Consider the following 24,905-nt stretch of genomic DNA (forward strand, 5'->3'; position numbering starts at 1 on the left):
GCATGTCCACACTTCCCGCTGTCCTCATCACTGGCGCCTCCACCGGTATCGGCGCCGTCTACGCCGAGCGCTTTGCGCAACGCGGCCACAACCTGGTGCTGGTGGCACGCGACAAGGCCCGCCTGGATGCGCTGGCGGCGCGTCTGCACGCTGCACATGGCGTCAGCGTCGACGTGCTGCAGGCCGACCTGACCCAGCCCGCCGACCTGACCGCAGTGGAAGCCCGCCTGCGCGACGACGCGCAGATCGGCATCCTGATCAACAACGCCGGCATGGCGCAGTCCGGCGGCATCCTGCAGCAGAACGCCGAGGCAATCGACCGCCTACTCGCGCTCAATGTCACCGCGTTGACGCGCCTGTCTGCCGCGGTTGCGCCGCGCTTTGCGCAGTCCGGCAGCGGCGCGATCGTCAACCTCGGCTCGGTGGTGGGCTTCGCTCCCGAATTCGGCATGAGCGTCTATGGCGCCACCAAGGCCTTTGTGCTGTTCCTGTCGCAGGGGCTGCACCTGGAGCTGGGGGCCAAGGGTGTGTATGTGCAGGCCGTGTTGCCGGCCGGTACGCGCACCGAGATCTGGGGGCGTGCCGGTATCGACGTCAACACGCTCAGCGATCTGATGGACGTGGGCGAGCTGGTCGATGCGGCACTGGTTGGTTTCGATCGCCGCGAACTGGTCACCATCCCGCCGCTACACGTAGCCGAACGTTGGGACGCACTGGATGGCGCGCGCCAGGGGCTGCTGTCTGACATCCGCCAGGCCACCGCCGCCGAGCGCTATCAGCCGGCGGCCTGACCGGCCCGGCGGCGCACCCGCCCGCAGCGCTTGCCACGGTGAGCGCTGCGGACCTGCGCTGAGGCGTCGCGCATTCGCCCTGCTGCATGGATGCGTCGATTCAAACCGCCAACATGGCGATCAGGCGGCAGGCACGCAGTTGCCAGCGCAAAGGTGAAGGCGGCCGGGGCCCACATCGCGCCCGGCCACGCATCCAGACAACGACAGCATTGGACCCGAACCAGATGAAAGCACTCACCTTCAAACGCTATGGCAAATCTCCCGATATCGGCTTCAGCGAGCGCGCCCGCCCGACGCTGCAGCCCAACGAACTGCTGGTCGAGGTGCACGCGGCAGGCGTAAACCCGATCGACAACATGATTCCCACCGGCATCTTCAAACCCATGGTGAAGTTCGAGCTGCCAGCCACGCTGGGCAGCGACGTGGCCGGGATCGTCATCGACGTCGGCAGCCGCGTCACCCGCTTCAAGCGGGGCGATGCGATTTTTGCCAGCGTGTTCGATCTTGGCCGCGGCACCATCGCCGAGTATGTCGCGGTACCGGAAAGCGCCGCAGCGCTGAAGCCGGCCAATCTGGATTTCGTGCAGGCAGCATCGCTGCCGATGGTCGCGCTCACGTCCTGGCAGGCCCTGACGGAACGTGCCGACCTGCAGCCCGGCCAGAAGGTGTTCATCCCTGCCGGTTCCGGCGGTATCGGCACCATCGCGATCCAGTTGGCAAAACACCTCGGCGCCACCGTCGGCACCACCACCAGCACCGGCAATGTCGCGCTGGTGAACAGCCTTGGCGCAGACGAGGTAGTCGACTACAAGCAACAGGACTTCGAGACCGTGCTGCGCGGCTACGACATCGCACTTGGCACGATGCGGGGCGATACGATCGAAAAATCGCTCGCCATCCTCAAGCCCGGCGGCAGGATCGTGTCGCTGGTCGGGCCGCTGGATGCGGCCTTTGCCCGCGCGCGCCGGTTGAATGTCGTGCTGCAATTCGTCTTCGCCATGATGAGCCGCAAGATCATCCGTCTAGCGAACAAGCACAACGTCGCCTACTCGTTCCTGTTCGTACGCCCCAATGGCACGCAGCTGGCCAAAATCGGCGAACTGCTCGAAGCCGAACGCATCCGCCCGGTCATCGACAAGGTGTTTGCGTTCGACCAGGCAAAGCAGGCGCTGGAGTATCTGGCGCAAGGCCGCGCCAAGGGCAAGGTGGTCGTCAAGATCAAGTAAGAAGCTGGATACAGATCCGTGGACTAGGCTGCGATACAAGAAGACCGCACAGCGCGAACCATGCCGTCGTACTGTTTCAACGATAGTGCGCAACACATGTACATGGTTGTAGATGCGAACTGGAAATGTGCAATCCGGTTGCAGGGCACCCAATCTGCGGCTTGTCTGGAGGCCCTTGCCCGCCCACCGTCGCGGGACACGCCGCAAGTACATTCCCGTTAGGCTCTTATGCGGCATCCATGTCGCGTAAGGTCCCGCGACGGTGGGCGGGCAAGGACGCGTCAGAATGGTCGGTTTGCGTAGTTTTAAACAAGGCAACAAATCAACCATCTGGTGCGATGTCATCGCCGATTGCGTGACCCGTGGCGGCATGGATGCCGCCACGGAGTGTCCACGGACGAATTCACGGCGTGTCCCACGTGCGGTGAGGGCACCGCACGCTCGACTCACCAGCAAGCGTCGTTTGAGGCGCACAGCATCAAGCCCAAAGACGGCTCTTTGATGCAAGCCAACGAGGCTGCCGTCTGACTACCGCGAGGATGATGACGAAGCACACGCTCCGCCATCACCTCGCTGCGCACGCTTACATCCCGTGCGCAGCCAACTGCCCAAGTCGCTGCACCGCGACCGACACGGTCGGGTAGTCCAGGGTCTTCTGCTCGGCCACATCGGCGAGCATGGCCAGGGTGAAGCGCAGGCTGGAATCGTCGCGTGCCAGCCAGTTGGCCACCTTGTCCTCGGCACTGCTGCCGGGCAGGGTCAGCACCTGCGCCACCAGTGCGCGCTGATGTGCGGCCAGCTCGTCGCGCAGCACGCCACGTGCCACCGCATGCCAGCGGCCGTTGACCTCCAGCGCGTCGATCTGCTCGAACAACCACGGCAGGCGCAGCGCTTCGCCCAGGCGGAAATGCACCTTGGACACGTCCACCGGCTTGAGCTTGCGGGTGCGCGCGGTTTCGATGATGTCGAAGGCCGGTTCCAGGTAACGCAGCTCGCACAGCTGCTGCGCCAGTTGCGGCGGCAGGCCCTTGTCCTGCCATTCCTGCACGCTGGCTTCGTACTGCGGGCGCTGCGCATCCGACAGCACGCCGGAGGCGACACGGATGTCGTTGAACGGGCCGTGGTAACGCTCCACCGCCGCGGTGATGCCCGGCATCTGGCCCGGACGTAGCAATAGCCAACGCACGAACGAACGCTGCAGCCGCCAGATCACTTCCAGCGCGTCGATCTGCACCGACTCGGGCACCTTGCCGTCCAATGCATCGATCTGCGTCCACAGCGCACGTGCATCCAGCGTTTCGCGGCTGATGGTGTAGGCCTTGGCGACCTCGGCGATGCTGCGGCCGGTGTCTTCCTGCATGCGCATCAGGAAGGTGGCGCCCATGCGGTTGATGGTGGTGTTGGTCACCGCGGTGGCGATGATCTCGCGCTTGAGGCGGTGACGCTCCATCGCATCGGCGTACTTTTTCTGCAGCGGCTGCGGGAAGTAGCGCTGCAATTCCTTGGACAGATACGGGTCTTCGGGAATATCCGATTCCAGCAGCTGCTGGAATGCCACCAGCTTGGAGTACGACAACAGCACCGACAGCTCCGGGCGCGACAAGCCCTGCCCGCGCGCCTTGCGTGCGGACAGTTCGGCATCGGAGGGCAGGAACTCGATCTGCCGATCGAGCAGGCCCTGCAATTCCAGCGTGCGGATGAAGTGCTGCTTGGAGCCGAGACGTTTGACGCTCATCCGCTCCATCAGGCTGATCGCCTGGTTCTGGCGGTAGTTGTCCCACAACACCAGGTCGGCCACTTCGTCGGTCATCGAGGCGAGCAATGTGTTGCGCGCGTCGTAGGTGAGCTTCTTGGCCTGCACCATGTCGTTGAGCAGGATCTTGATGTTCACCTCGTGATCGGAGGTGTCCACGCCGGCCGAGTTGTCGATGAAGTCGGTGTTGAGCAGCACCCCGGCCTGCGCGGCCTCGATGCGGCCAAGCTGGGTCAGGCCCAGGTTGCCGCCCTCGCCCACCACCTTGCAGCGCAGCTCGCCACCGTTGACGCGCAGACCGTTGTTGGCGCGGTCGCCCACATCGGCGTGCGACTCGCTGGACGCCTTGACGTAGGTGCCGATGCCGCCATTCCAGAACAGGTCCACCGGGGCCTTGAGGATGGCGTTCATCAGCTCGTTGGGCGAGAGCTGCTTGACGCTGGATTCCAGGCCCAGGACCTCGCGCACCGGCGCGCTGATGTCGATGGACTTGAGCGTGCGCGGATAGATGCCACCGCCGGCGCTGATCAGCTTGGCCTCGTAGTCGGCCCAGCTGGAACGCGGCAGCTTGAACAGGCGCTCGCGCTCGGCGAACGAGGCAGAGGCATCCGGATTGGGATCCAGGAAGATATGCCGGTGATCGAACGCGGCCAGCAGGCGGATATGCCGCGACAACAGCATGCCGTTGCCGAACACGTCGCCGGACATGTCACCGATGCCGACCACGCTGAAATCCTGGCTCTGGCAGTCACGCCCCATCGCACGGAAGTGGCGCTTGACCGACTCCCACGCACCGCGCGCGGTGATGCCCATGCCCTTGTGGTCGTAACCGACCGAACCGCCGGAAGCGAACGCATCGCCCAGCCAGAAGCCATGGTCCAGCGCCAGCCCGTTGGCGATGTCGGAGAACGTGGCGGTGCCCTTGTCGGCCGCGACCACCAGGTACGGATCATCCTGGTCGTGACGCACCACCTGCGGCGGCGGCACGATCTTGCCGCCGACGATGTTGTCGGTGATGTCGAGCAGGCTCTGGATGAACAGCTTGTAGCAGGCGATGCCTTCGGCCTGGATCGCATCGCGGTCGCCGCCGACCGGCGAGCGCTTGACGTAGAAACCGCCCTTGGCGCCGACCGGCACGATGACGGTGTTCTTGACCATCTGCGCCTTGACCAGGCCCAGCACCTCGGTGCGGAAATCCTCGCGCCGGTCCGACCAGCGCAGGCCGCCGCGCGCCACCGCGCCAAAGCGCAGGTGCACGCCCTCCACCCGTGGGCTGTAGACGAAGATCTCGCGGTACGGACGCGGCTTGGGCAGGTCCGGCACGATCGAAGAATCCAGCTTGAAACTGATGCAGTGGCCGTGCTTGCCGCTCTTGTCGGTCTGGTAATAGTTGGTGCGCAGCGTGGCGTCGATTACGCCGATGAAGCTGCGCAGGATACGGTCCTCGTCCAGGCTGGAGACGCGATCCATCAGCTTCAGCAGCGTCGCGCGCGTGGCTTCCTGCTGCGCATCGCGGTCGCTGCCGCGCGCCTGCAACACCGGCTCCAGCGCCTTGAGCGTGGCCTCGTCGTCACCGGCCAGCACCGACAGTTCCTCGCGCAGGCGTTCCTGCCCGGCAAAGATCTGCGCCTTGGTCTCGCTGCCGGTGGCCGGATCGAAGCGCGCTTCGAACAGTTCCACCAGCAGGCGCGCCAGCAGCGGGTAACGGGTGAACGTCGCCTCGACATACGCCTGCGAGAACGGCACCGCGGTCTGCAGCAGATACTTGCAATAGCCGCGCAGCAGCGCGACCTGGCGCCAATGCAGGCCGGCGGCCAGGATCAGGCGGTTGAAGCCGTCGTTCTCGGCATCGCCGCTCCAGATCCGCTCGAAGGCTTCGCCGAAACCGGCGTCGGCATTGGCTGCGTTGATCCTGCCGGAGGTCGATTCGACCTCGAAATCCTGGATGTAGACCGGCGTCTCGCCGACCTGCAGCCGGTACGGCCGCTCGGAGATCACCCGCAGCCCCATGTTCTCCATCATCGGCATCGCATCGGACAACGGGATGTCGTCGAGCTGGCGATACAGCTTCAGGCGCAGGCCCTCGCCGGCGTCCAGCCGCACGCCGTCGTCGCGACGGATCTCCTGCAGGCTTAGATGCAGATCATCCGGGCCGTCCAGTGCGGCCAGATGCTCGACGTCGGACACCGCCGATTCGATCGACGAGTCCTCGATATAGCCGGCCGGCAACGCACGCCCGAAGTTGGCGGCCATGCGCAAGCCATTGACCTCGCCATGCCGCGCCACCAGCGCCTCGCGCAGGGCATCGCGCCAGTTGCGCAGCAGATGCGCCAGCCGCGATTCGAGTTCGGTGGTGTTGAATTCCAGCGCCTCGCCACTCTTGGGCCGCACGATCAGGTGCAGCTGCGCCAGCGGCGACTCGCCCAGCACCACGCTGGAATCGATGTATTCGCCGTGCAGCGCATCCTTGAGCAGGGCTTCGATGCGCAGCCGCACATCGGTGTTGAAGCGCTCGCGCGGGATGTACACCAGCGCGGAGATGAAGCGGCTGTACTTGTCGCGGCGCAGGAACATGCGGCTGCGCACGCGCTCCTGCAGGCCGAGGATGCCGATCGCGGTGCGATACAGCTCTTCCTCGTTGGACTGGAACAGCTCCTCGCGCGGCAGCGTCTCGAGAATATGCCGCAACGCCTTGCCGCTGTGGCTGCTCGGGGTCAGCCCGGACTTGCTCATCACGTATTCGTGGCGCTGGCGCACCAGCGGGATTTCCCACGGGCGGCGGTTGTAGGCGCTGGAGGTGAACAGGCCCAGGAAACGCTGCTCGCCGACGATGCGGCCCTTGGCATCGAATTCCAGGATGCCGATGTAATCCATGTAGCCGACCCGATGCACGCGCGAGCGCGCATTGGTCTTGGTCAGGATCAACGCGTCCTTGAGCTTGGCCGAGGTGTTCAGGCCGTGCGCCGCCAGCGTGGTCACCGGGCGCGCCGGCGAGGTGTCGCGGCCGCGCATCAGGCCCAGGCCGGTTTCTTCCACCGGCGCCAGCACGTCCTGGCCGTCCTGCTTCTCCACCCGGTACTCGCGATAGCCGAAGAAGGTGAAGTGATCGGCCGCCGCCCAGCGCAGGAATTCCTGCGCCTCGTGGCGGCTGATGTCGTCCATCGGCAGGCGGCGGGTGGCCAGGTCGTCAGCCAGCATCACCATCTTTTCGCGCATCGACGCCCAGTCGTGCACGATCGCGCGCACCTCGCCCAGCACCTTGCGCACCGCCGCTTCCACCTTGGGCATGTCCTCGGCGGGCTGGCGGTCGATCTCCAGCACCATCAGCGACTCGCTCTTGCCCTCGCCCACCGCGCTCAGCTTGCCGGCCTTGTCGCGCGCAATGCGCAGCACCGGGTGGCCGAGCACGTGCACGCCGATGCCCAGGTCCGACAGCGTCATGCTCACCGAGTCCACCAGGAACGGCATGTCGTCGTTGACGATCTGCAGCAGCGTGTGCGGCGACTCGTAGCCGTGGCTCTTCAGGGTCGGGTTGAACACCCGCACGTTGACCGTGCCGGCCTTGCGCGTGCGCGCAAATTCCAGCATGTCCGCCGCCAGGGCCGCCCACTGCTCGGCCGGGTGGTTGGGGAACTCGTCCTCCTCCATGCGCCGGTAGAAGTCGGCGGCGAACAGCTGCACCTCGGACTGGCGGGCGGCCGGGTAGCGCTTGCGCAACGCGGCAAACACCGGCTCCAGGGTGACCGCCTGCGGCGCGGTGGCAAGCACGGGGACGGCATGGTCGGCGACCGGTTTGACCGACGTCGTGGACGATTTCGAAGCAGCTTTCTTGGCTGTCATGAGAGCGCTGGGATGCTCGGTGGAAAACCTGAATTGTACCGGCGCCGGATGAAGACGCCTTGCTGCATAGCGCAAAATCCTGGTCGGACGCCCACCCCCGGCGCGGCGCAAAAGCACTACCCGACTGTAATTCCTGCAGCGGCGCCGGATTGGCGCCTGCATGGTCACCCGCCAGACCGCCACAACCGGCAAAGTCCGGCCGGGCGCTTGGGCCACAAGGCGTTGCGCAGACAGAACTGCGACCGTCAAGCCTGTTTAAAAACTAAACTGGACGGTATAGTCTACCGCCATGACCCCCCGTTCCCACCGTGCTGCCCGGCGCTCGGACTGCGATCGCCGCATCCATGCGGCTGTGCATACGCTGCTTGCCGAGCGCGGCATGCGGCTGAGCATGGACGCGGTGGCCGAGCGTGCCGGCTGTTCCAAGCAGACGCTCTACAGTTATTACGGTTGTAAAGAAAACCTGCTGCGCGATGTGCTCCAGGACCATGTGCATCTGGCCACGGTGCCGCTGGGCACCGCCTCGGGCGAGTTGCGCGAGGATCTGCTGGCCTTCGCCCTGGCCCACCTTGACCGCCTGAACAGCCCGGATGTGTTACAGACCTGCCGGTTGGTGGAAGCCGAATCGCACCGGTTCCCCGATCAGTCGCAGCAGATCTTCCAGGACGGGGTCGTCGGCATGCAGCAGCGCCTGGCGCAGCGCTTTGAGCTGGCGATACAGGCCGGCCAGCTGCGCCATGACGATCCGCACTGTATGGCCGAACTGCTGTTGAGCATGATCGTCGGTCTGGATTTCGACCGGCAACGCTTTCAGGTTCCCCACCGCGCCGGCCTTCCCGCCAGGCAGCAGTGGGCGCAATTCGCTGTCGACACCTTCCTGCGCGCATTTGCCGCGGTCGCTGCCACGCCTTCGCTGTCCCCGCTTTCCTTTCTCACTTCAAGACCCTAACGGAGTTCCTCCTGATGATCGCCCCGCTCCGCACATTCGGCCTGGCCTGTGCCATCACCCTGGCGCTGGCTGCCTGCAGCAAGCCCGAACAACAGCAGGCGCCGCCGCCGCCGGAAGTGTCGGTGCTGGAAATGAAGCCGCAGACCCTGCCGCTGGAACGCGACCTGGTCGGCCGGCTGTCGGCGTTCCGCTCGGCCGACGTGCGCGCGCGCGTGGACGGCGTGCTGCTCAAGCGCCTGTACACCGAAGGCACCGACGTCAAGGAAGGCCAGCCGCTGTTCGAGATCGACCCGGCGCCGCTGAAGGCCACGCTGCTGCAGGCGCAAGGCCAGCTGGCCGCCGCCGAAGCGACCTATGCCAATGCCCAGGTCGCCGCCAAGCGCGCGCGCAGCCTGGCCCCGCAGCAATACGTGTCGCGTGCCGACATCGACAACGCCGAAGCCACCGAGCGCTCCTCCAGCGCCAACGTGCAGCAGGCACGCGGCCAGGTCCAGTCCGCCCGCATCCAGCTCGGCTTTGCCAGCGTCACCTCGCCGATCACCGGCCGCGCCGGCATCCAGCGCGTGACCGAGGGTGCGTTGGTGGGCTCGGGTGAAGCGACCCTGCTGACCACGGTCGACCAGATCGACCCGCTGTACGTGAACTTTGCGATGAGCAGCGAAGAGCTCGCCGCCCTGCGCCAGGCCCAGAGCAGCGGCAACGTGCAGCTCAGCGGCGACGGCAAGTCCACCATCAACGTGGAACTGGGCAACGGCACGCAGTACCCGCACCCGGGTACGCTGGATGTGTCGGCGGTGACGGTGGACCCGAGCACCGGCGCGGTGTCGCTGCGCGCGACCCTGCCCAATCCGGAACAGGCGCTGCTGCCGGGCGCGTTCGTGACCTTCAAGGCCAGCCTGGGCCAACGCAACAACGCCTATCTGCTGCCGCAGCAGGCCGTGCAGCGCGATGCCACCGGCGCCTATGCGCTGGTGCTGGGCAAGGACGGCAAGGTGGCGCGCAAGAACCTCACCGTCGATGGCCAGCAGAAGGGCCAGTGGATCGTCACCGCGGGCATGACCCCGGGCGACCAGGTCATCGTCGACGGCGTGCAGAAGGCGAAGGAAGGCCAGCCGGCCAAGGGCGTGCCGTGGGATCCGAACAAGCCAGCGCAGGGTGGCCAGCCGGGCGCACCGGGCGCGGCTCCGGCCGCCGCTCAGGGTGGCGGCGCGCAGGCCGCACCGGCAGCCGACAAGGCCGATGCGGCGGCACCGGCCGCGCAGGAACAGTCCAAGCCGGACGCTGCGGCGCAGCCGGCCGACTCCCAGTCCAAGCAGCAGTAACGGAACCCGGACATGCCTAAGTTTTTCATCGAACACCCGATCTTTGCCTGGGTGGTGGCGATCCTGATCTCGCTTGCGGGCGTGATCTCGATCCTGAATCTGGGTATCGAGTCGTACCCCACGATCGCCCCGCCGCAGGTCACCGTTACCGCCAACTTCCCCGGCGCCAGCGCCGATACCGCCGAAAAAGCGGTGACCCAGGTCATCGAGCAGCAGCTCACCGGTATCGACCACCTGCTGTACTTCAACTCATCCTCGGCCGCCAACGGCCGCGTGACCATTACGCTGACCTTCGAAACCGGCACCGACGCGGATATCGCGCAGGTGCAGGTGCAGAACAAGGTGTCGCTGGCCACGCCGCGCCTGCCCTCGGAAGTCACCCAGCAGGGTGTCGTGGTGGCCAAGGCCAACGCCGGCTTCCTGATGGTGGCCGCGTTGCGCTCGGACAACCCGTCGATCAACCGCGACGCGCTCAACGACATCGTCGGCTCGCGCGTGCTCGAGCAGATCTCGCGCGTGCCCGGCGTGGGCAGCACCAACCAGTTCGGCGCCGAGTACGCGATGAACATCTGGTTGAACCCGGAGAAGCTGCAGGGCTACAACCTGTCGGCGACCCAGGTGCTGACCGCGGTGCGCAACCAGAACGTGCAGTTCGCGGCCGGTTCGGTGGGCGCCGACCCGACCCCGGAAGGCATCAGCTTCACCGCCACGGTCTCGGCCGAGGGCCGCTTCAGCTCGCCGGACCAGTTCGAGAACATCATCCTGCGCACCGACAACAACGGTGCCACGGTGCGGTTGAAGGATGTCGCGCGGGTCACCGTGGGGCCGAGCAACTACGGCTTCGACACCCAGTACAACGGCAAGCCCACCGGCGCCTTCGGTATCCAGCTGTTGCCGGGTGCCAACGCCCTGAACGTCTCCGAGGCGGTCGGTGCCAAGCTCGACGAGCTGCAGCCGACCTTCCCGCAGGGCGTGACCTGGTTTGCGCCGTACGAATCGACCACCTTCGTGCGCATCTCCATCGAGGAAGTGATCCACACGCTGGTGGAAGCCATCGTGCTGGTGTTCCTGGTGATGCTGCTGTTCCTGCAGAACTTCCGCGCAACCGTGATCCCCACGCTGGTGATTCCGGTCGCGCTGCTGGGCACGTTCTTCGGCATGTACATGATCGGCTTCACCATCAACCAGCTGACGCTGTTTGCGATGGTGCTGGCGATCGGCATCGTGGTCGACGACGCGATCGTGGTGATCGAGAACGTCGAACGCATCATGAGCGAGGAACACCTGGAGCCGAAGGCGGCCACGCAGAAGGCGATGACCCAGATCACCGGCGCGGTGGTGGCCATCACCGTGGTGCTGGCGGCGGTGTTCATCCCCTCCTCGCTGCAACCGGGCGCTTCGGGCGCGATCTACAAGCAGTTCGCACTGACCATCGCCATGTCGATGGGGTTCTCCGCGTTCCTGGCGTTGAGCTTCACCCCGGCGCTGTGCGGCGCGTTCCTCAAGTCGACCCATTCGACCAAGAAGAACTGGGTCTACCGCACCTTCGACAAGTACTACGACAAGCTGGCGCATCGCTATGTCGGCGTGGTCGGCCACACCCTCAAGCGCTCGCCGCCGTGGATGATCGTGTTCGTGGTGCTGGTGGTGCTGTGCGGCTTCCTGTTCACCCGCATGCCGGGCAGCTTCCTGCCGGAAGAGGACCAGGGCTTTGCGGTGGCCATCGTGCAGCTGCCGCCGGGCGCGACCAAGATCCGCACCAACGAGGCCTTCGCGCAGATGCGTGCGGTGCTGGAGAAGCAGCCGGCCGTGGAAGGCATGCTGCAGATCGCCGGCTTCAGCTTCCTGGGCTCGGGCGAAAACGTCGGCATGGGCTTCATCCGGCTCAAGCCGTGGGAAGAGCGTGACGTTACTGCCGAGCAGTTGATCCAGCAGCTCAACGGTGCCTTCTACGGCATCAAGGGCGCGCAGATCTTCGTGGTCAACCTGCCCACCGTGCAGGGCCTGGGCCAGTTCGGCGGCTTCGACATGTGGCTGCAGGACCGCTCCGGCGCAGGCCAGCAAGCCCTGACCCAGGCGCGCAACATCGTGCTGGGCAAGGCGGCGGAAAAGCAGGACACCATGGTGGGCGTGCGCCCGAACGGCCTGGAAGACGCGCCGCAGCTGCAGTTGCACGTGGACCGTGTGCAGGCGCAGTCGATGGGCCTGGACGTCAGCGACATCTACAGCTCGATCCAGCTGATGCTGGCGCCTGTCTACGTCAACGACTACTTCTCCGAAGGCCGCATCAAGCGCGTCAACATCCGTGCCGACGACCAGTTCCGTACCGGCCCCGAGTCGCTGCGCAGCTTCTTCAGCCCCAGCGCCACGGCCACCGGTGCCGATGGTCAGCCGGGGATGATTCCGCTGAGCAATGTGGTAAAGGCCGACTGGACCTACGCCTCGCCGGCACTGAACCGCTACAACGGCTATTCGGCGGTGAATATCGTCGGCAACCCGGCGCCGGGCGGCAGCTCCGGCCAGGCGATGACCGCGATGGAGGAAATCGTCAACAACGATCTGCCGCCGGGCTTCGGCTTCGACTGGAGCGGCATGTCGTACCAGGAAATCATTGCCGGTAATGCGGCCACGCTGCTGCTGGCGTTGTCGGTGGTGGTGGTGTTCCTGTGCCTGGCCGCGCTCTACGAGAGCTGGTCGATTCCGGTGGCGGTGCTGATGGTGGTGCCGATCGGCGTGCTGGGTGCGATCACCTTCTCGATGCTGCGCGGCCTGCCGAACGATCTGTACTTCAAGATCGGCATGATCACGGTAATCGGCCTGGCGGCGAAGAACGCGATCCTGATCGTGGAGTTCGCGGTGGAGCAGCGTGCGGCGGGCAAGACGCTGCGCGAGGCGACGCTGGAGGCGGCGCATCTGCGCTTCCGCCCGATCCTGATGACCTCGTTCGCTTTCATCCTGGGCGTGCTGCCGCTGGCCATCTCCACCGGTGCCGGCGCCAACTCGCGTCACTCCATCGGTACCGGCGTGATCGGCGGCATGGTGTTCGCCACCGTGCTCGGCGTGATCTTCATCCCGCTGTTCTTCGTGGTGGTTCGCCGCATGCTGGGCGACAAGCTGGACGAGCAATCCAAGGAATACCTGCTCGCGCAGAACGACTCGGGCCCGCATCGTCCGGATCGCTGATTCCGGACATGGCGTAGAACGAAAAGCCCCGGCAGTGCCGGGGCTTTTTTTTTGGGCTGCGCTGCAGTCATGTCTCGTAGGAGCGCCTCCGGGCGCGACGGGCTGTACCGGTAACGCCCGTCGCGCCCGGGTGCGCTCCTACGGGGTAACGGGGATTGGTGACATGGCGTACTTCGACAGGACCCGCACGGCGCGATCCGCGACAACCGCCACGCCGTTGTAGGAGCGCACCTGGGCGCGACGGGCCTTACCGGTAACGCCCGTCGCGCCCGGGGGCGCTCCTACGGAGTAACGGGAATTGGTGGCATGGCGTGCTTGGACAAGACCCGCACCGCGCGATCCCCGGCAACCGCCCCGCCGTCGTAGGAGCGCACCCGGGCGCGATGGGCTGTACCGGTAACGCCCGTCGCGCCCGGGTGCGCTCCTACGACGAGGGCGGCTAGGTGCGCGGGCGCGCGCCGGTAGAGCCGCGGACCACGCAACGGCCGGTCATCACCATGCGGCGGATCGGCAGCTGCGGATTGCTCAGGCGTTCCAGCAGCAGCGACATCGCCGCGCGGCCCATGTCCTCGACCGGCTGCTCGACCACGGTGATCCCCGGCTCGACCAGGTCGGTCCAGCGCTCGTTGTCGAATCCGGCCAAGGCCAGGTCCTCGGGAATGCGCAGACCGGCGGTGCGGGCAGCCTTAAGCGCGCCCATCAACAGCAGGCTGTTACTGGTGACGATGGCGTCGGGGCGGTCAGCGCCGGCCAGCCATTGGCCGACTTCGGCGATCGCCGCTTCGGCGGTGGGCGCCACTTCGCGGTAGGCCGGCGTCAGCCCCGGCGCCGCCATCGCGGCCAGATAGCCGTTGCGGCGCTCGGTCGCGGTGGTACTGGTGCCGAACAGCCCGCCGATGCGCCTATAGCCCTGCGCCTGCAGATGCGCAACCAGCTCGCCCATGGCCGCGGCGTTGTCCAGCACCACGCTGTCGTAGCGGCTGCCAGGCCCGGCGCGGTCCACCAACACGGTCGGATAATCCAGCACCAGCTCGTGCATGCGCCCGACCGTGCTGCGGGTCGGCGCAAAGATCAGCCCGGTAATGCGTTCTTCCTGCATCAACTGCAGGTACAGCGCCTCGCGCTCGGGATCTTCGTCGGTATTGCACAGGGTCACGCGCATGCCGGCGCGGTAGGCCACCTCCTCCACCGCGCGGATCAGCGCTGTGAAGTACGGGTTGCGGATGTCGGCGACGATCACCCCCAGGATGCCGGACTGCTGGGATCGCAGGCGCCGCGCCATCAGGTTGGGCCGGTAGCCGGTCTGGCGCACCGCCGCCTCGACCTTGGCCCGCACCTCCTCGCTGACCGGGCCGGTGCCCAGCGCGCGCGAGACCGTCGATTTGGAAACCCCGGCCACCCGGGCCACGTCATTGATGCTGATACTCACTGGGACCGTTCCCGCTCCATTTGCGCACCTGGGGCCAGGCGCCGTCTCTGATTTGATGCTAACCCGAAAGCACTACAACGTTTTTGTGCAGCGCACATTGACCTGGAACGTGGGAACGTTCCCACTATACTGCCCAGCCCGTTCCTACCCCGGAGTCCGTCTTGTCCTCTCCGTCGCCAGTCGCCCCCGTCACCCCCGAACTTGTGCGCCTGCGTGCGCATGCCCGCGACAAGGATGACGCCATCGCGCAGGCCGCCCAGTTGCTGGTCGCCGCCGGCTGCGTGGCGCCGGGCTACGACGCCAGCATGCGGCGCCGCGAAGGCCTGGCGAACACCTTCCTCGGCCACGGCCTGGCGATCCCGCACGGCGTCGGCGAAGACCGCCACCTGGTGCGCCGCGACGGCATCGCGGTGCTGCAGTTGCCCGAGGGCGTGGAGTGGAACCCGGGCCAGACCACCCGGCTGGTGGTCGGCATCGCCGCCCAGTCCGACACCCACATCACCTTGCTGCGCCGGCTGACCCGCCTGATCCAGGACCCGGCCCAGTTGGAAGCGCTGTTCACCACCGACGACCCCGGCGTGATCGTGGCGGCCTTGACCGGCGACCGCGCACCCGACAGCAGCGCCGCGCCGGCCACCGATCTGGCCGAATCCTTCGAGTGGACCATTGCCTACCCCAGCGGCCTGCACGCCCGCCCGGCCACCCGTTGGGCCGAGACGGCGCGCGGTTTCTCGGCGCGCGCCCAGGTGCGCGCCGGCGACCAGGCCGCCGATGCCAAGAGCCTGGTCGGCCTGCTGCAGTTGGGCCTGCGTGCCGGCGACAGCATCACCGTTTCGGCCGAAGGCACTGATGCGGGTGCGCTGCTCAAGCGCCTGCGCGCAGTGATGGACAGCCTGACCGCGCAGGAAAAGGCCGATGCCGAGCGTGCCGCGCAACGCCGCGCCGCCCCAGTGGTCGGCTGGACGCCGCCGCAGGCGCAACCGGCCATCGTCGGCATCGGCGCCAGCCCGGGCGTGGCGATCGGCATCGTGCACCGGCTGCGCGCGGCACAGACCGAGGTGGCCGATCAACCGGTCGGCCTGGGCGATGGCGGCGCGCTGCTGCACGACGCGCTGACCCGCACCCGCCAGCAGCTGGCGGCGATCCAGGATGACACCCAGCGCCGGCTCGGCGCCTCGGACGCGGCGATCTTCAAGGCCCAGGCCGAGCTGCTCAACGACACCGACCTGATCACCCGCACCTGCCAGCTGATGGTCGAAGGCCACGGCGTGGCGTGGTCGTGGCACCAGGCGGTGGAACAAATCGCCTCGGGCCTGGCCGCGCTCGGCAACCCGGTGCTGGCCGGCCGCGCCGCCGACCTGCGCGATGTCGGCCGCCGCGTGCTGGCCCAGCTCGACCCGGCCGCCGCCGGCGCCGGCCTGACCGACCTGCCGGAGCAGCCCTGCATCCTGCTGGCCGGCGATCTGTCGCCGTCGGACACCGCCAACCTGGACACCGCGCGTGTGCTCGGCCTGGCCACCGCGCAAGGCGGGCCGACCTCGCATACCGCGATCCTGTCGCGCACGCTCGGCCTGCCGGCGCTGGTCGCGGCCGGCGGCCAACTCATGGATATCGAAGACGGCGTCACCGCCATCATCGACGGCAGCAGTGGGCGGCTGTACATCAACCCGTCCGAGCTGGACCTGGATGCGGCGCGCACGCATATCGCCGAGCAGCAGGCCATCCGCGAGCGCGAGGCCGCGCAGCGCGCATTGCCTGCCGAAACCAGCGACGGCCACCACATCGACATCGGCGCCAACGTCAACCTGCCCGACCAAGTCGCAATGGCGCTGACCCAGGGCGCCGAAGGCGTCGGCCTGATGCGGACCGAATTCCTGTTCCTGGAAAGCGGCAGCACGCCCAGCGAGGACGAGCAGCACGCAACTTACCTGGCGATGGCGCAGGCGCTGGATGGCCGCCCGCTGATCGTGCGCGCACTGGATATCGGCGGCGACAAGCAGGTGGCGCATCTGGAGCTGCCGCACGAGGAAAACCCGTTCCTGGGCGTCCGCGGCGCGCGCCTGCTGCTGCGTCGCCCCGACCTGCTCGAACCGCAGCTGCGTGCGCTGTACCGCGCCGCCAAGGACGGGGCGCGGCTGTCGATCATGTTCCCGATGATCACCTCGGTGCCGGAGCTGATCACCCTGCGCACCATCTGCGCGCGCATCCGCGCCGAACTCGACGCGCCCGAGGTGCCGATCGGCATCATGATCGAGGTGCCCGCCGCCGCCGCGCAGGCCGACGTGCTGGCGCGCCATGCGGACTTCTTCTCGATCGGCACCAACGACCTGACTCAATACGTGCTGGCGATCGACCGCCAGAACCCGGAGCTGGCCGCCGAAGCCGACAGCCTGCACCCGGCGGTGCTGCGCATGATCCGCAGCACGATTGAAGGTGCGCGCAAACACGACCGCTGGGTCGGCGTGTGCGGCGGCCTGGCCGGCGATCCGTTCGGCGCCAGCCTGCTGGCCGGCCTGGGCGTGCAGGAACTGTCGATGACGCCCAACGACATCCCGGCGGTCAAGGCACGCCTGCGCGGCACCGCGCTGAGCACGCTGCAGCAGCTGGCCGAGCAGGCGCTGAACTGCGAAACCGCAGAGCAGGTGCGCGCCCTGGAAGCGCAGCGCGAGGGCCAGGCATGAACCTGCACGCCATCACGGTGACGCTGAACCCGGCGATCGACCAGACCATCCAGCTCGACAGCCTGCAGCCGGGCGCGGTGCATCGCGCCAGCAGCGTGCGCAACGATGCCGGCGGCAAGGGCATCAACGTGGCCGCCTGTCTGGCCGACTGGGGCAGCCAGGTCGCCGCGCTCGGCGTGCTCGGGGTCGGCAATGCCGGCGTGTTCGAGGCGCTGTTCCGCGAGCGCGGCATTGCCGATCACTGCCAGCGCGTGGCCGGCGAGACCCGTACCAACCTCAAGCTGGTCGAAGCGCGCAGCAACGACACCACCGACATCAACCTGCCCGGCCTGCGCCTGGGCCAGCCGCACCTGCAGGGTGTGGCCGATCACCTCGCCCCGCTGCTGCGCCCCGGCCTGCCGGTGGTGCTGTCGGGCAGCCTGCCGGCCGGCCTGCCGGACGACAGCTGGGCGCAGCTGCAGGCCCAGGCCAGCGCCGCCGGTGCGCGCGTGCTGCTGGACACCAGTGGCGCGCCACTGGTGTCCGCACTCGGTGCCGCGCGCCAGGCGCTGCCGTACGCGGTCAAGCCGAACCGCCACGAGCTGGAAGCCTGGACCGGCCGCCCGCTGAGCGACCGCGCCGCCCTCAGCGCCGCCGCGCACGAACTGATCGCGCGCGGCATCCAGCTGGTGGTCATTTCGATGGGGACCGAGGGCGCGCTGTTCGTGCAGCGCGACCAGCGCCTGGTCGCGCGTCCGCCGCGCCTGGCGCAGGGCAGCAGCGTGGGCGCCGGTGACGCGATGGTGGCCGGCCTGGCCGCGGCGCTGCTCGGCGATTCCACCGATCTGGAAAGTTGCGCACGGCTGGCGACTGCGTTCTCGCTCAGCCGGCTGGAAAGCGGCGATGCGCGCCGGCTGAATCCGCAGCAGGTACGCAAGCTCGCCGGCGAGATCGTCATCGACCCGCTCTCGTAGCACCACCGCCGGCGCGAACGCTGGCAGTGCCAGCGCGCCGGTGTTTTGCGCAAGACACCACGTATCCCGCCGGCGCTTGCCGGCGACCGAACAACGCAGGAGATTTGCATGTCCTCTTCCATCGTGGTCATCGCCGCTGGCGACCGCAGCACCGAAGCCGTCCTGGCGGCCGAAGCGCTGCGCCGCGCGGCCACCGCCGCCGGGCGCAGCGTGACGATCGAAATCCGCAGCGACCAGGGCGTGCTCGGCGCATTGCCGGGCGAACTGGCCAGCGCCGCCAGCCAGGTGCTGGTGATCGGCGACGCCGATGCCGACACCGCCCGCTTCGGCGACGCGCAGCTGCTGCGGCTGAGCCTGGGCGCGGTACTGGACGACCCGGCCGCCGCAGTGAACCAGCTCGCCGCACCGGCCGCCGCCAATGCATCGGCTGCCGCAGGCAGCGCGGGCAACAAGCGCATCGTTGCGATCACCTCCTGCCCCACCGGCATCGCGCACACCTTCATGGCCGCCGAAGGCCTGCAGCAGGCCGCGAAGAAACTTGGCTACCAGATCCGCGTGGAAACCCAGGGCTCGGTCGGCGCGCAGGACGCCCTGACCGACGCGGAAATCCGCGATGCCGACCTGGTGCTGATCGCCGCCGATCGCGAGGTCGACCTGGCCCGCTTCGGCGGCAAGCGCCTGTTCAAGAGCGGCACCAAGCCGGCCATCAACGATGGCCCGGCCTTGATCCAGAAAGCGCTGGCCGAAGCCGGCGTGCACGGCGGCGCGGCGCCGGTCGCAGGCGCTGCCAAGGCCGAAAACACCGGCAACGGCCGCACCGGCGCCTACAAGCACCTGATGACCGGCGTGTCGTTCATGCTGCCCTTCGTCACCGCTGGCGGCCTGTTGATCGCGCTGGCATTCGCACTCGGCGGCATCTATGCCGGCGACGATGCCCACCAGGGCACGCTGGCCTGGTCGCTGTTCCAGATCGGCGCCAAGGCCGGCTTCACCCTGATGGTGCCCGCGCTGGCCGGTTATATCGCCTACTCCATCGCCGACCGCCCCGGCATCGCGCCCGGCATGATCGGTGGCCTGGTCGCGGCCAATCTCAATGCCGGTTTCCTCGGCGGCATTATTGCCGGCTTCATCGCCGGCTACGGCGTGGCCGCGCTCAACCGCTACATCCGCCTGCCGCGCAACCTGGAAGGACTCAAGCCGGTGCTGATCCTGCCGGTGCTGGGCACGCTGCTGGTCGGTCTGGCGATGATGTACGTGTTCGGGCAACCGGTGGCCGACCTGCTGGCCTGGCTCACCGCCTGGCTGCGCGGCATGCAGGGCAGCAGCGCGTTGCTGCTGGGCCTGTTGCTCGGCGGCATGATGGCCTTCGACATGGGCGGGCCGGTCAACAAGGCCGCCTATGCGTTCTCCACCGGCCTGATCGCCAGCCAGGTCTACACCCCGATGGCCGCCGCCATGGTCGCCGGCATGACCCCGCCGCTGGGCATCGCGCTGGCCACCTGGGTGTTCCGCAACCGTTTCACCGTGGAAGAGCGCGGCTCGGCCACGGCCGCCGGCGTGCTCGGGCTGGCCTTCGTCACCGAAGGCGCCATCCCGTATGCCGCGCGCGACCCGCTGCGCACCATCCCGGCGCTGGTGATCGGCTCGGCCGTGGCCGGTGCGATCTCGATGACCGCCGGTGCCGAGTTGAAGGCACCGCACGGCGGCATCTTCGTGCTGCTGATCCCCAACGCGGTGACCCACCTGCTGAATTACGTGCTGGCCCTGGTGGTCGGCGTGCTGGTCACCGCGGTGGCACTGCGCCTGCTCAAGAAGCCGGTGGCCGACGTGGTCGCCTGACCTTCGGCCACCTCGCCATTGCCGCTTGCCGCCCGCGCATGCGCCACGCCTGATCGCCGCCCCGCTCCACCCCTGACCGGTTTCACCGCTGCGCTGCGCACCTTCGTGCGCGGCCGGCGGCTTGCCCATCCCCTAGCTGTCGCGTTCGCCACCCGGCCACGCCTACCTTCGTTCGGAGTCCTGCCATGACCGTCCTCGCCCCCCGCCATGCCCGTCCCCGCCTGCTGTGCCTGTCGCTGGCACTGGCGCTGACCCCGCTCGCCCACGCGCAGGATGCCGCCGATGCCTTCAAGCTCAAGCTGGGTTACACCGGCGAAGCCGCCTCGATGATCGATGGCGGCCGCAAGAACGGCGATGCCTATGCCGGCCAACTGATGGTCGGTACCGATGTCGACATGGACCGTCTGTTCGGCTGGGGCGGCGCCACCGTCAAGCTGTACGTCACCAACCGCCACGGCACCAACCTGGCCAACAGCAGCATCGGCAACAGCACCTCGGTGCAGGAGATCTACGGCGGCCAGGGCACGCGGCTGGCCAACTTCACCCTGCTGCAGAAACTGTTCGACGACCGCCTGGAACTGGAGGCCGGCCGCAGCGTGGCCAACATCCACTTCCTCGGTTCGGACCTGTGCCAGTACTTCCAGGGCAACTCGGCCTGCGGCAACCCCACCTTCGTGTTCCGCACCAGCAACTTCACCTACTGGCCGGTGTCCAGCTGGGCCGCGCATGCCACCGCCTGGGTCACGCCCAAGGTCTATGTGCACGTGGGCGCCTACGAGGTGAATCCGGTGCAGGCTCAGGACGGCCAGCACGGCCTGAAGTGGAGCACCGACGACACCACCGGCGTGGTGGTGCCTTACGCGGTCGGCTACAAGAACAAGGGCGGCGACGGCAGCATGGCCGCGATGTACGAACTGGGCGGCTGGCAGGACAACTCCGACTACACCGACCCGCTGCGCGACCGCAACGGCAACCCGGCCGTGCTCAGCGGCCTCGGCTACGAAAACAAGCAGGGCCGCTCGGGCCTGTTCGGTCGCTTCGAACAGCAGGTCACCAACCCGGATCCGTCCGGCGCCCGCGGCCTGACCGTGTTCGGCGCCATCCTCAAGAGCACCGGCGGCCAGGCGATCGAGGACCACTTCGTGCAACTGGGCCTGGTGCAGAAAGGCACCTTCGCCAGCCGCCCGCAGGACAACATTGCGTTTGTGATCACCCAGCAGAAGTACAGCGACGAGGCGATCGAAAACCTGCGCCTGGCGCGCGCCTCGGCCGGCGGCACCGGCGCCCCGGCCGACAACCAGATCATGATGGAGCTGAGCTACGGCATCCAGGTCACCAAGCGCCTGCGCATCGCGCCGAACCTGCATTACGTGATCAACCCCGACCAGTTCAACGAACCCACCCGCAGCAACGATCTGAAGAACGCCCTAATTGCGGGGATGCGGATCGACTGGAATCTGTAAGTCCGCGAGGATCGGTGCGTGCCTTGCAGGACGTTGCAGCGCACTCACCTAGCTCGGTAGGAGCGCACCTGGGCGCGACGAGGCATTCCCGATAAAGCCCGATCGCGCGCAAGCGCGCTCCTACGACGCATTGCAGTGCACGACTGACCTGGGTTTGGCGAATTCGCCAGGGCGCTCGCCCGGCCCGGAAGGAGCACACCCGGGCGCGATGAAGCATTCCCGATAAAGCCTCATCGCGCTCTGGCGCGCTCCTACGACGCATCGCACTGCATGGGGCAACCTGGGTCCGGCGGATTTAGCCAGCGCGCTCCCCGGCCCGGTGGTAGGAGCGCACCTGGGCGCGATGAGGCGTTACCGATAAAGCCCGGTCGCGCTCAGGCGCGCTCCTACGACGCGTTGGGCTGACCTGCTCGATGCGCCAAAACGAAAAAACCGCGCAGCGCGCGGTTTTTTCGTGATCGAAGATCGATGACCAATCAAGGACGACGCGCCAGCGCCTCCACATCCTTGGCCTTGGGCAGCAGATCCTGCTTGGTGACGGCGAACGGCCCGATGCTCAGCATCGGCACTGCCACGATCACCGAGGAGATCACCACGATCACCGCGCCGATCATGTGTGTCTCGGCCAGGCCTTCCATCGACTCGCCGCCGTAGATGTACAACGCCAGCGCCGACAGGAAGAACATCACCGCGGTGATCACCGTGCGCGACAGCGTCTGGTTGATCGAGCGGTTCAGTACTTCCAGCGGCTCCACCCGCAACGCGCGGAAGTTTTCGCGCACGCGGTCGAACACCACGATGATGTCGTTGATCGCAAAGCCCATCACCGACAACAGGCCGGCCAGCACGGTCAGGTCGAACTCGCGGCCGGTCAGCGACACGAAGGCCACGGTGACCAGCAGGTCGAACAAGGCGGTCAGGCTGGCGACCACTGCGAACTTCCACTCGAAGCGGAAGGCGATGTAGATCAGAAAGCCCACCAGCATGAACACGGTGGCGTACACGCCGTTCAAGGCCAGATCCTTGCCGACCTGCGGGCCGACGAATTCGCCCGGCTGCACAGTGGCGGGGTTCTGCGCGGTGCTGACCGCCTTGCGCACTTCTTCGGCCACGGTGGTCGCGGCATCGTCGCGGTTGTTGTGCTGCTCGCGCGCCTGCAGGCGGATCATCACTTCGTTGCCGCCGCGCGCGTTCTGCACCTGGGCGTTCTCGAAGCCGGCCTTGGCCAGCTGCTCGCGCACCTGGTCCACGTCCACGGTCTTCTGGAACGAGGTCTGCACCAGCGTGCCGCCGGTGAATTCCAGTGCGTAGTTAAAGCCCTTGCCGACGATGACGCCGACCGAGGCCACCGCGATCACCAGCATCAGGATCAGCACCGGCTTGCGCAGGCGCATGAAGTCGATCTTGGTGTCGTTGGGAATGAGATGGAGCGGGAACAATTTCATGGAAAAGATCTTCCGTTTAGACGTTGCGCACCGTCAGGATGCGCAACGCTTGCGAAGGGATTCATCCCCCGCCCCTTGCAGCGCGCTGCAGGGGCAAGGCCGGACTCGCATCTCAGATGGCGACGGTCTTCAGCTTCTTGCGGCGGCCGTAGATCAGCACCGCCAGCGCACGCGACACGGTGATCGCAGTGAACATCGAGGCGAAGATACCGATCATCATGGTCAGCGCGAAGCCCTTCAACGGACCGGTGCCGAACGCGTACAAAGCCACCGCCACGATCAGGCCGGTGAGGTTGGCGTCCAGGATGGTGCCGCCGGCCTTTTCATAACCGGCGGCAATCGCCGATTTGGCCGGCACGCCCAGTCGCAGCTCCTCGCGGATACGCTCGTTGATCAGCACGTTGGCGTCCACCGACAGGCCCACCGACAACGCCAGACCGGCAAACCCGGGCAGCGTCATGGTGGCGCCGAACAGCGACATCACCGCCACCACGATCAGCAGGTTGAACAGCAGCGCCACCGAGGTGATCGCGCCGAACACGCGGTAGTAGACGGTGAAGAACACCAACGTGAACAGGAACGAGTAGACCACCGCAGTGACGCCGCGCTCCACGTTCTCCGCGCCCAGGCTCGGGCCGATCACGTATTCCTCGACGAAATCCATCGGTGCGGCCAGCGAACCGGATTTCAGCAGCTTGGCCAGGTTCTCGGCCTCCACCTTCTCCAGGCCGGTGGTCTGGAAGTTCTTGCCGAACACGCCGGCGATGCGGGTCGGCGACAACGCCTCTTCCTTGACCCGCACGCTGCGCACTTCCTTGCCGTCGACCATGCTGACGGTGGGAATGCGCTCGATGTAGACCACCGACATCAGCTTGCCGACGTTGGCGCTGGTGTAGTCGAGCATGCGCTGGCCGGCGACGTTGTTGAGCGTCACCGCCACCGCCGGCATGCCGTTCTGGTCGGTGCTGACGCTGGCGCTGACCATCTGGTCGCCGGTCACCAGCGCGCGCTTGTTGAGCAGCACCGGCGCGCCGGTATCGCGTACGCGGTAGACCTTGGCTTCGGGCGGGATGCTGCCGCTGCGCACGGCGTCTTCGGCATTGCCTTCGACCACCGCACGGAATTCCAGCGAGGCGGTGGCGCCGATCAGGCGCTTGGCCTCGGCGGTGTCCTGCAGGCCGGGCAGTTCGACCACGATGCGGTCCTCGCCCTGGCGCTGGATGGTCGGTTCGGACACGCCCAGCGCGTTGACGCGGTTACGCAAGGTGGTGAGGTTCTGCTCGATCGCGCCGCTGGCGATCTGCTTGAGTTCAGCCTCCGGCACCTTGACCGAGATGTTCTGGCCGCTGACGTCGTAGGTCAGGGTCGGCTGCGACTTGGCCAGCGCGGTACGCGCGGCGTCGACGCTGGCGCCCTCGCTCAGGCTGACCTGGATGCTGTTGTCGCCGCGGCGCTCGACCGAGCGGTAGGCGATACGGCCGTCACGCAGCGTGGTGCGGATGTCTTCGGCAAAGCCGTCCAGGCGCTTTTCCAGCGCGGCCTTCTGGTCCACCTGCATGGCGAAGTGCACGCCGCCGACCAGGTCCAGGCCCAGCACCATCGGCCGGCCGCCCAGCTTGGCCAGCCAGTCCGGCACGGTCGAGGCCAGATTCAGCGCCACCGTGTAGTTTTCGCCCAGTTGCTGGCGCAGCACGTCGTTGGCACGGGTCTGTGCCTGCAGGTTGGGCAGGCGCACCATCAGGCTGTCGCCTTCCCGGGTGACGGCCTTCGGTGTGATGCCGGCGGCCTTGAGGTCGGCGTCGATGCGGCTGCGCAAGGCGTCGTCGAGCTGGGCACCGCGGCTGGCGGTGATCTGCACGGACGGGTCCTTCTGGTAGATGTTGGGCAACGCGTACAACGCGCTGACCGCCAGCACCAGCAGGATCAGGAAATACTTCCAGCGAGGAAATTCGAGCATTGCGACAGTCCCGCGCGACACCATCCCGGCGGCGCGCCTAGCAGTGAGAACGACTTCCAGCGGCCAATACAACG

General features: G+C 67.2%; 13 protein-coding genes. 9 read left to right on the forward strand and 4 right to left on the reverse strand.

Going from position 1 to position 24,905, the window contains the following annotated elements:
- Positions 1–2 precede the first annotated feature (2 nt).
- Together ABQY74_RS12070 and ABQY74_RS12075 are read left to right on the forward strand one after the other, a co-directional pair.
- Positions 3–791 (forward strand): SDR family oxidoreductase, encoded by a 789-nt coding sequence (locus tag ABQY74_RS12070; RefSeq protein ID WP_039522015.1) that lies wholly within the window; start codon positions 3–5, stop codon positions 789–791.
- A gap of 86 nt (positions 792–877) precedes the next feature.
- On the forward strand, positions 878–2,017 hold the full coding sequence (locus ABQY74_RS12075) for an NADP-dependent oxidoreductase (RefSeq protein WP_349791587.1): 1,140 nt from the start codon (positions 878–880) through the stop codon (positions 2,015–2,017).
- A 583-nt stretch (positions 2,018–2,600) separates the two neighbouring features.
- On the opposite strand, the gene ABQY74_RS12080 is transcribed toward ABQY74_RS12075, so the two are convergent.
- Positions 2,601–7,610, reverse strand: coding sequence for an NAD-glutamate dehydrogenase domain-containing protein (locus ABQY74_RS12080; protein ID WP_349791588.1), 5,010 nt, complete (start codon positions 7,608–7,610; stop codon positions 2,601–2,603).
- A 289-nt stretch (positions 7,611–7,899) separates the two neighbouring features.
- Here ABQY74_RS12080 and ABQY74_RS12085 point away from each other — a divergent pair, with 289 nt between their 5' ends.
- From ABQY74_RS12085 to ABQY74_RS12095, 3 genes are read left to right on the forward strand one after another with little or no spacing between them, the layout of a single operon-like run.
- Positions 7,900–8,559: a TetR/AcrR family transcriptional regulator gene (locus ABQY74_RS12085; RefSeq protein WP_184229402.1), complete on the forward strand. Its 660-nt coding sequence runs from the start codon at positions 7,900–7,902 to the stop codon at positions 8,557–8,559.
- 14 nt (positions 8,560–8,573) lie between these two features.
- Positions 8,574–9,881: an efflux RND transporter periplasmic adaptor subunit gene (locus ABQY74_RS12090; protein WP_039522021.1), complete on the forward strand. Its 1,308-nt coding sequence runs from the start codon at positions 8,574–8,576 to the stop codon at positions 9,879–9,881.
- Between the two features lie 12 nt (positions 9,882–9,893).
- Positions 9,894–13,064, forward strand: a complete 3,171-nt coding sequence (locus tag ABQY74_RS12095; protein WP_016904419.1) for a multidrug efflux RND transporter permease subunit — start codon at positions 9,894–9,896, stop codon at positions 13,062–13,064.
- A gap of 439 nt (positions 13,065–13,503) precedes the next feature.
- Here the strand turns inward: ABQY74_RS12095 and ABQY74_RS12100 are convergent, their stop codons facing one another.
- The gene (locus tag ABQY74_RS12100; RefSeq protein WP_184518744.1) at positions 13,504–14,493 is read right to left on the reverse strand and encodes a LacI family DNA-binding transcriptional regulator; all 990 of its coding nucleotides are present in this window, start codon (positions 14,491–14,493) and stop codon (positions 13,504–13,506) included.
- Positions 14,494–14,654: 161 nt separating this feature from the next.
- Between ABQY74_RS12100 and ptsP the strand changes: the two genes are divergently transcribed.
- The 4 genes from ptsP (at position 14,655) to ABQY74_RS12120 (ending at position 21,429) form a co-directional block, all read left to right on the forward strand.
- Complete coding sequence (gene ptsP / locus ABQY74_RS12105) at positions 14,655–17,174, forward strand: phosphoenolpyruvate--protein phosphotransferase (protein ID WP_349791591.1); 2,520 nt, start codon at positions 14,655–14,657, stop codon at positions 17,172–17,174.
- Entirely contained in the window at positions 17,171–18,127 is a 957-nt protein-coding gene (gene pfkB, locus ABQY74_RS12110; protein WP_039526757.1) for a 1-phosphofructokinase, read from the forward strand. The genes ptsP and pfkB overlap by 4 nt, the downstream gene beginning before the upstream one ends.
- A gap of 108 nt (positions 18,128–18,235) precedes the next feature.
- Positions 18,236–19,966 carry a fructose-specific PTS transporter subunit EIIC gene (locus ABQY74_RS12115; RefSeq protein ID WP_349791593.1) on the forward strand — a complete coding sequence of 577 codons (1,731 nt, stop codon included), beginning with the start codon at positions 18,236–18,238 and terminating at the stop codon, positions 19,964–19,966.
- 185 nt (positions 19,967–20,151) lie between these two features.
- On the forward strand, positions 20,152–21,429 hold the full coding sequence (locus tag ABQY74_RS12120) for a carbohydrate porin (protein WP_164736947.1): 1,278 nt from the start codon (positions 20,152–20,154) through the stop codon (positions 21,427–21,429).
- 476 nt (positions 21,430–21,905) lie between these two features.
- Here the strand turns inward: ABQY74_RS12120 and secF are convergent, their stop codons facing one another.
- Positions 21,906–22,874 carry a protein translocase subunit SecF gene (gene secF, locus ABQY74_RS12125; protein WP_016903296.1) on the reverse strand — a complete coding sequence of 323 codons (969 nt, stop codon included), beginning with the start codon at positions 22,872–22,874 and terminating at the stop codon, positions 21,906–21,908.
- A 112-nt stretch (positions 22,875–22,986) separates the two neighbouring features.
- A complete protein-coding gene (secD, locus tag ABQY74_RS12130) occupies positions 22,987–24,831 on the reverse strand; it encodes a protein translocase subunit SecD (RefSeq protein ID WP_039526749.1) in 1,845 nt (614 codons plus the stop codon).
- Between the last annotated feature and the right edge of the window lie 74 nt (positions 24,832–24,905).

Source organism: Xanthomonas sp. WHRI 7064 (assembly GCF_040202355.2).
Lineage (GTDB): Bacteria > Pseudomonadota > Gammaproteobacteria > Xanthomonadales > Xanthomonadaceae > Xanthomonas > Xanthomonas arboricola.

Bases quoted from the DNA above. Each gene is read 5' to 3' on its own strand.
- secD (WP_039526749.1), bottom strand. From the start codon at position 24,831: ATGCTCGAATTTCCTCGCTGGAAGTATTTCCTGATCCTGCTGGTGCTG.
- ABQY74_RS12080 (WP_349791588.1), bottom strand. From the start codon at position 7,610: ATGACAGCCAAGAAAGCTGCTTCGAAATCGTCCACGACGTCGGTCAAA.
- ABQY74_RS12120 (WP_164736947.1), top strand. From the start codon at position 20,152: ATGACCGTCCTCGCCCCCCGCCATGCCCGTCCCCGCCTGCTGTGCCTG.
- pfkB (WP_039526757.1), top strand. From the start codon at position 17,171: ATGAACCTGCACGCCATCACGGTGACGCTGAACCCGGCGATCGACCAG.
- ABQY74_RS12095 (WP_016904419.1), top strand. From the start codon at position 9,894: ATGCCTAAGTTTTTCATCGAACACCCGATCTTTGCCTGGGTGGTGGCG.
- ABQY74_RS12075 (WP_349791587.1), top strand. From the start codon at position 878: ATGGATGCGTCGATTCAAACCGCCAACATGGCGATCAGGCGGCAGGCA.
- secF (WP_016903296.1), bottom strand. From the start codon at position 22,874: ATGAAATTGTTCCCGCTCCATCTCATTCCCAACGACACCAAGATCGAC.
- ABQY74_RS12090 (WP_039522021.1), top strand. From the start codon at position 8,574: ATGATCGCCCCGCTCCGCACATTCGGCCTGGCCTGTGCCATCACCCTG.
- ABQY74_RS12085 (WP_184229402.1), top strand. From the start codon at position 7,900: ATGACCCCCCGTTCCCACCGTGCTGCCCGGCGCTCGGACTGCGATCGC.
- ABQY74_RS12070 (WP_039522015.1), top strand. From the start codon at position 3: ATGTCCACACTTCCCGCTGTCCTCATCACTGGCGCCTCCACCGGTATC.
- ABQY74_RS12115 (WP_349791593.1), top strand. From the start codon at position 18,236: ATGTCCTCTTCCATCGTGGTCATCGCCGCTGGCGACCGCAGCACCGAA.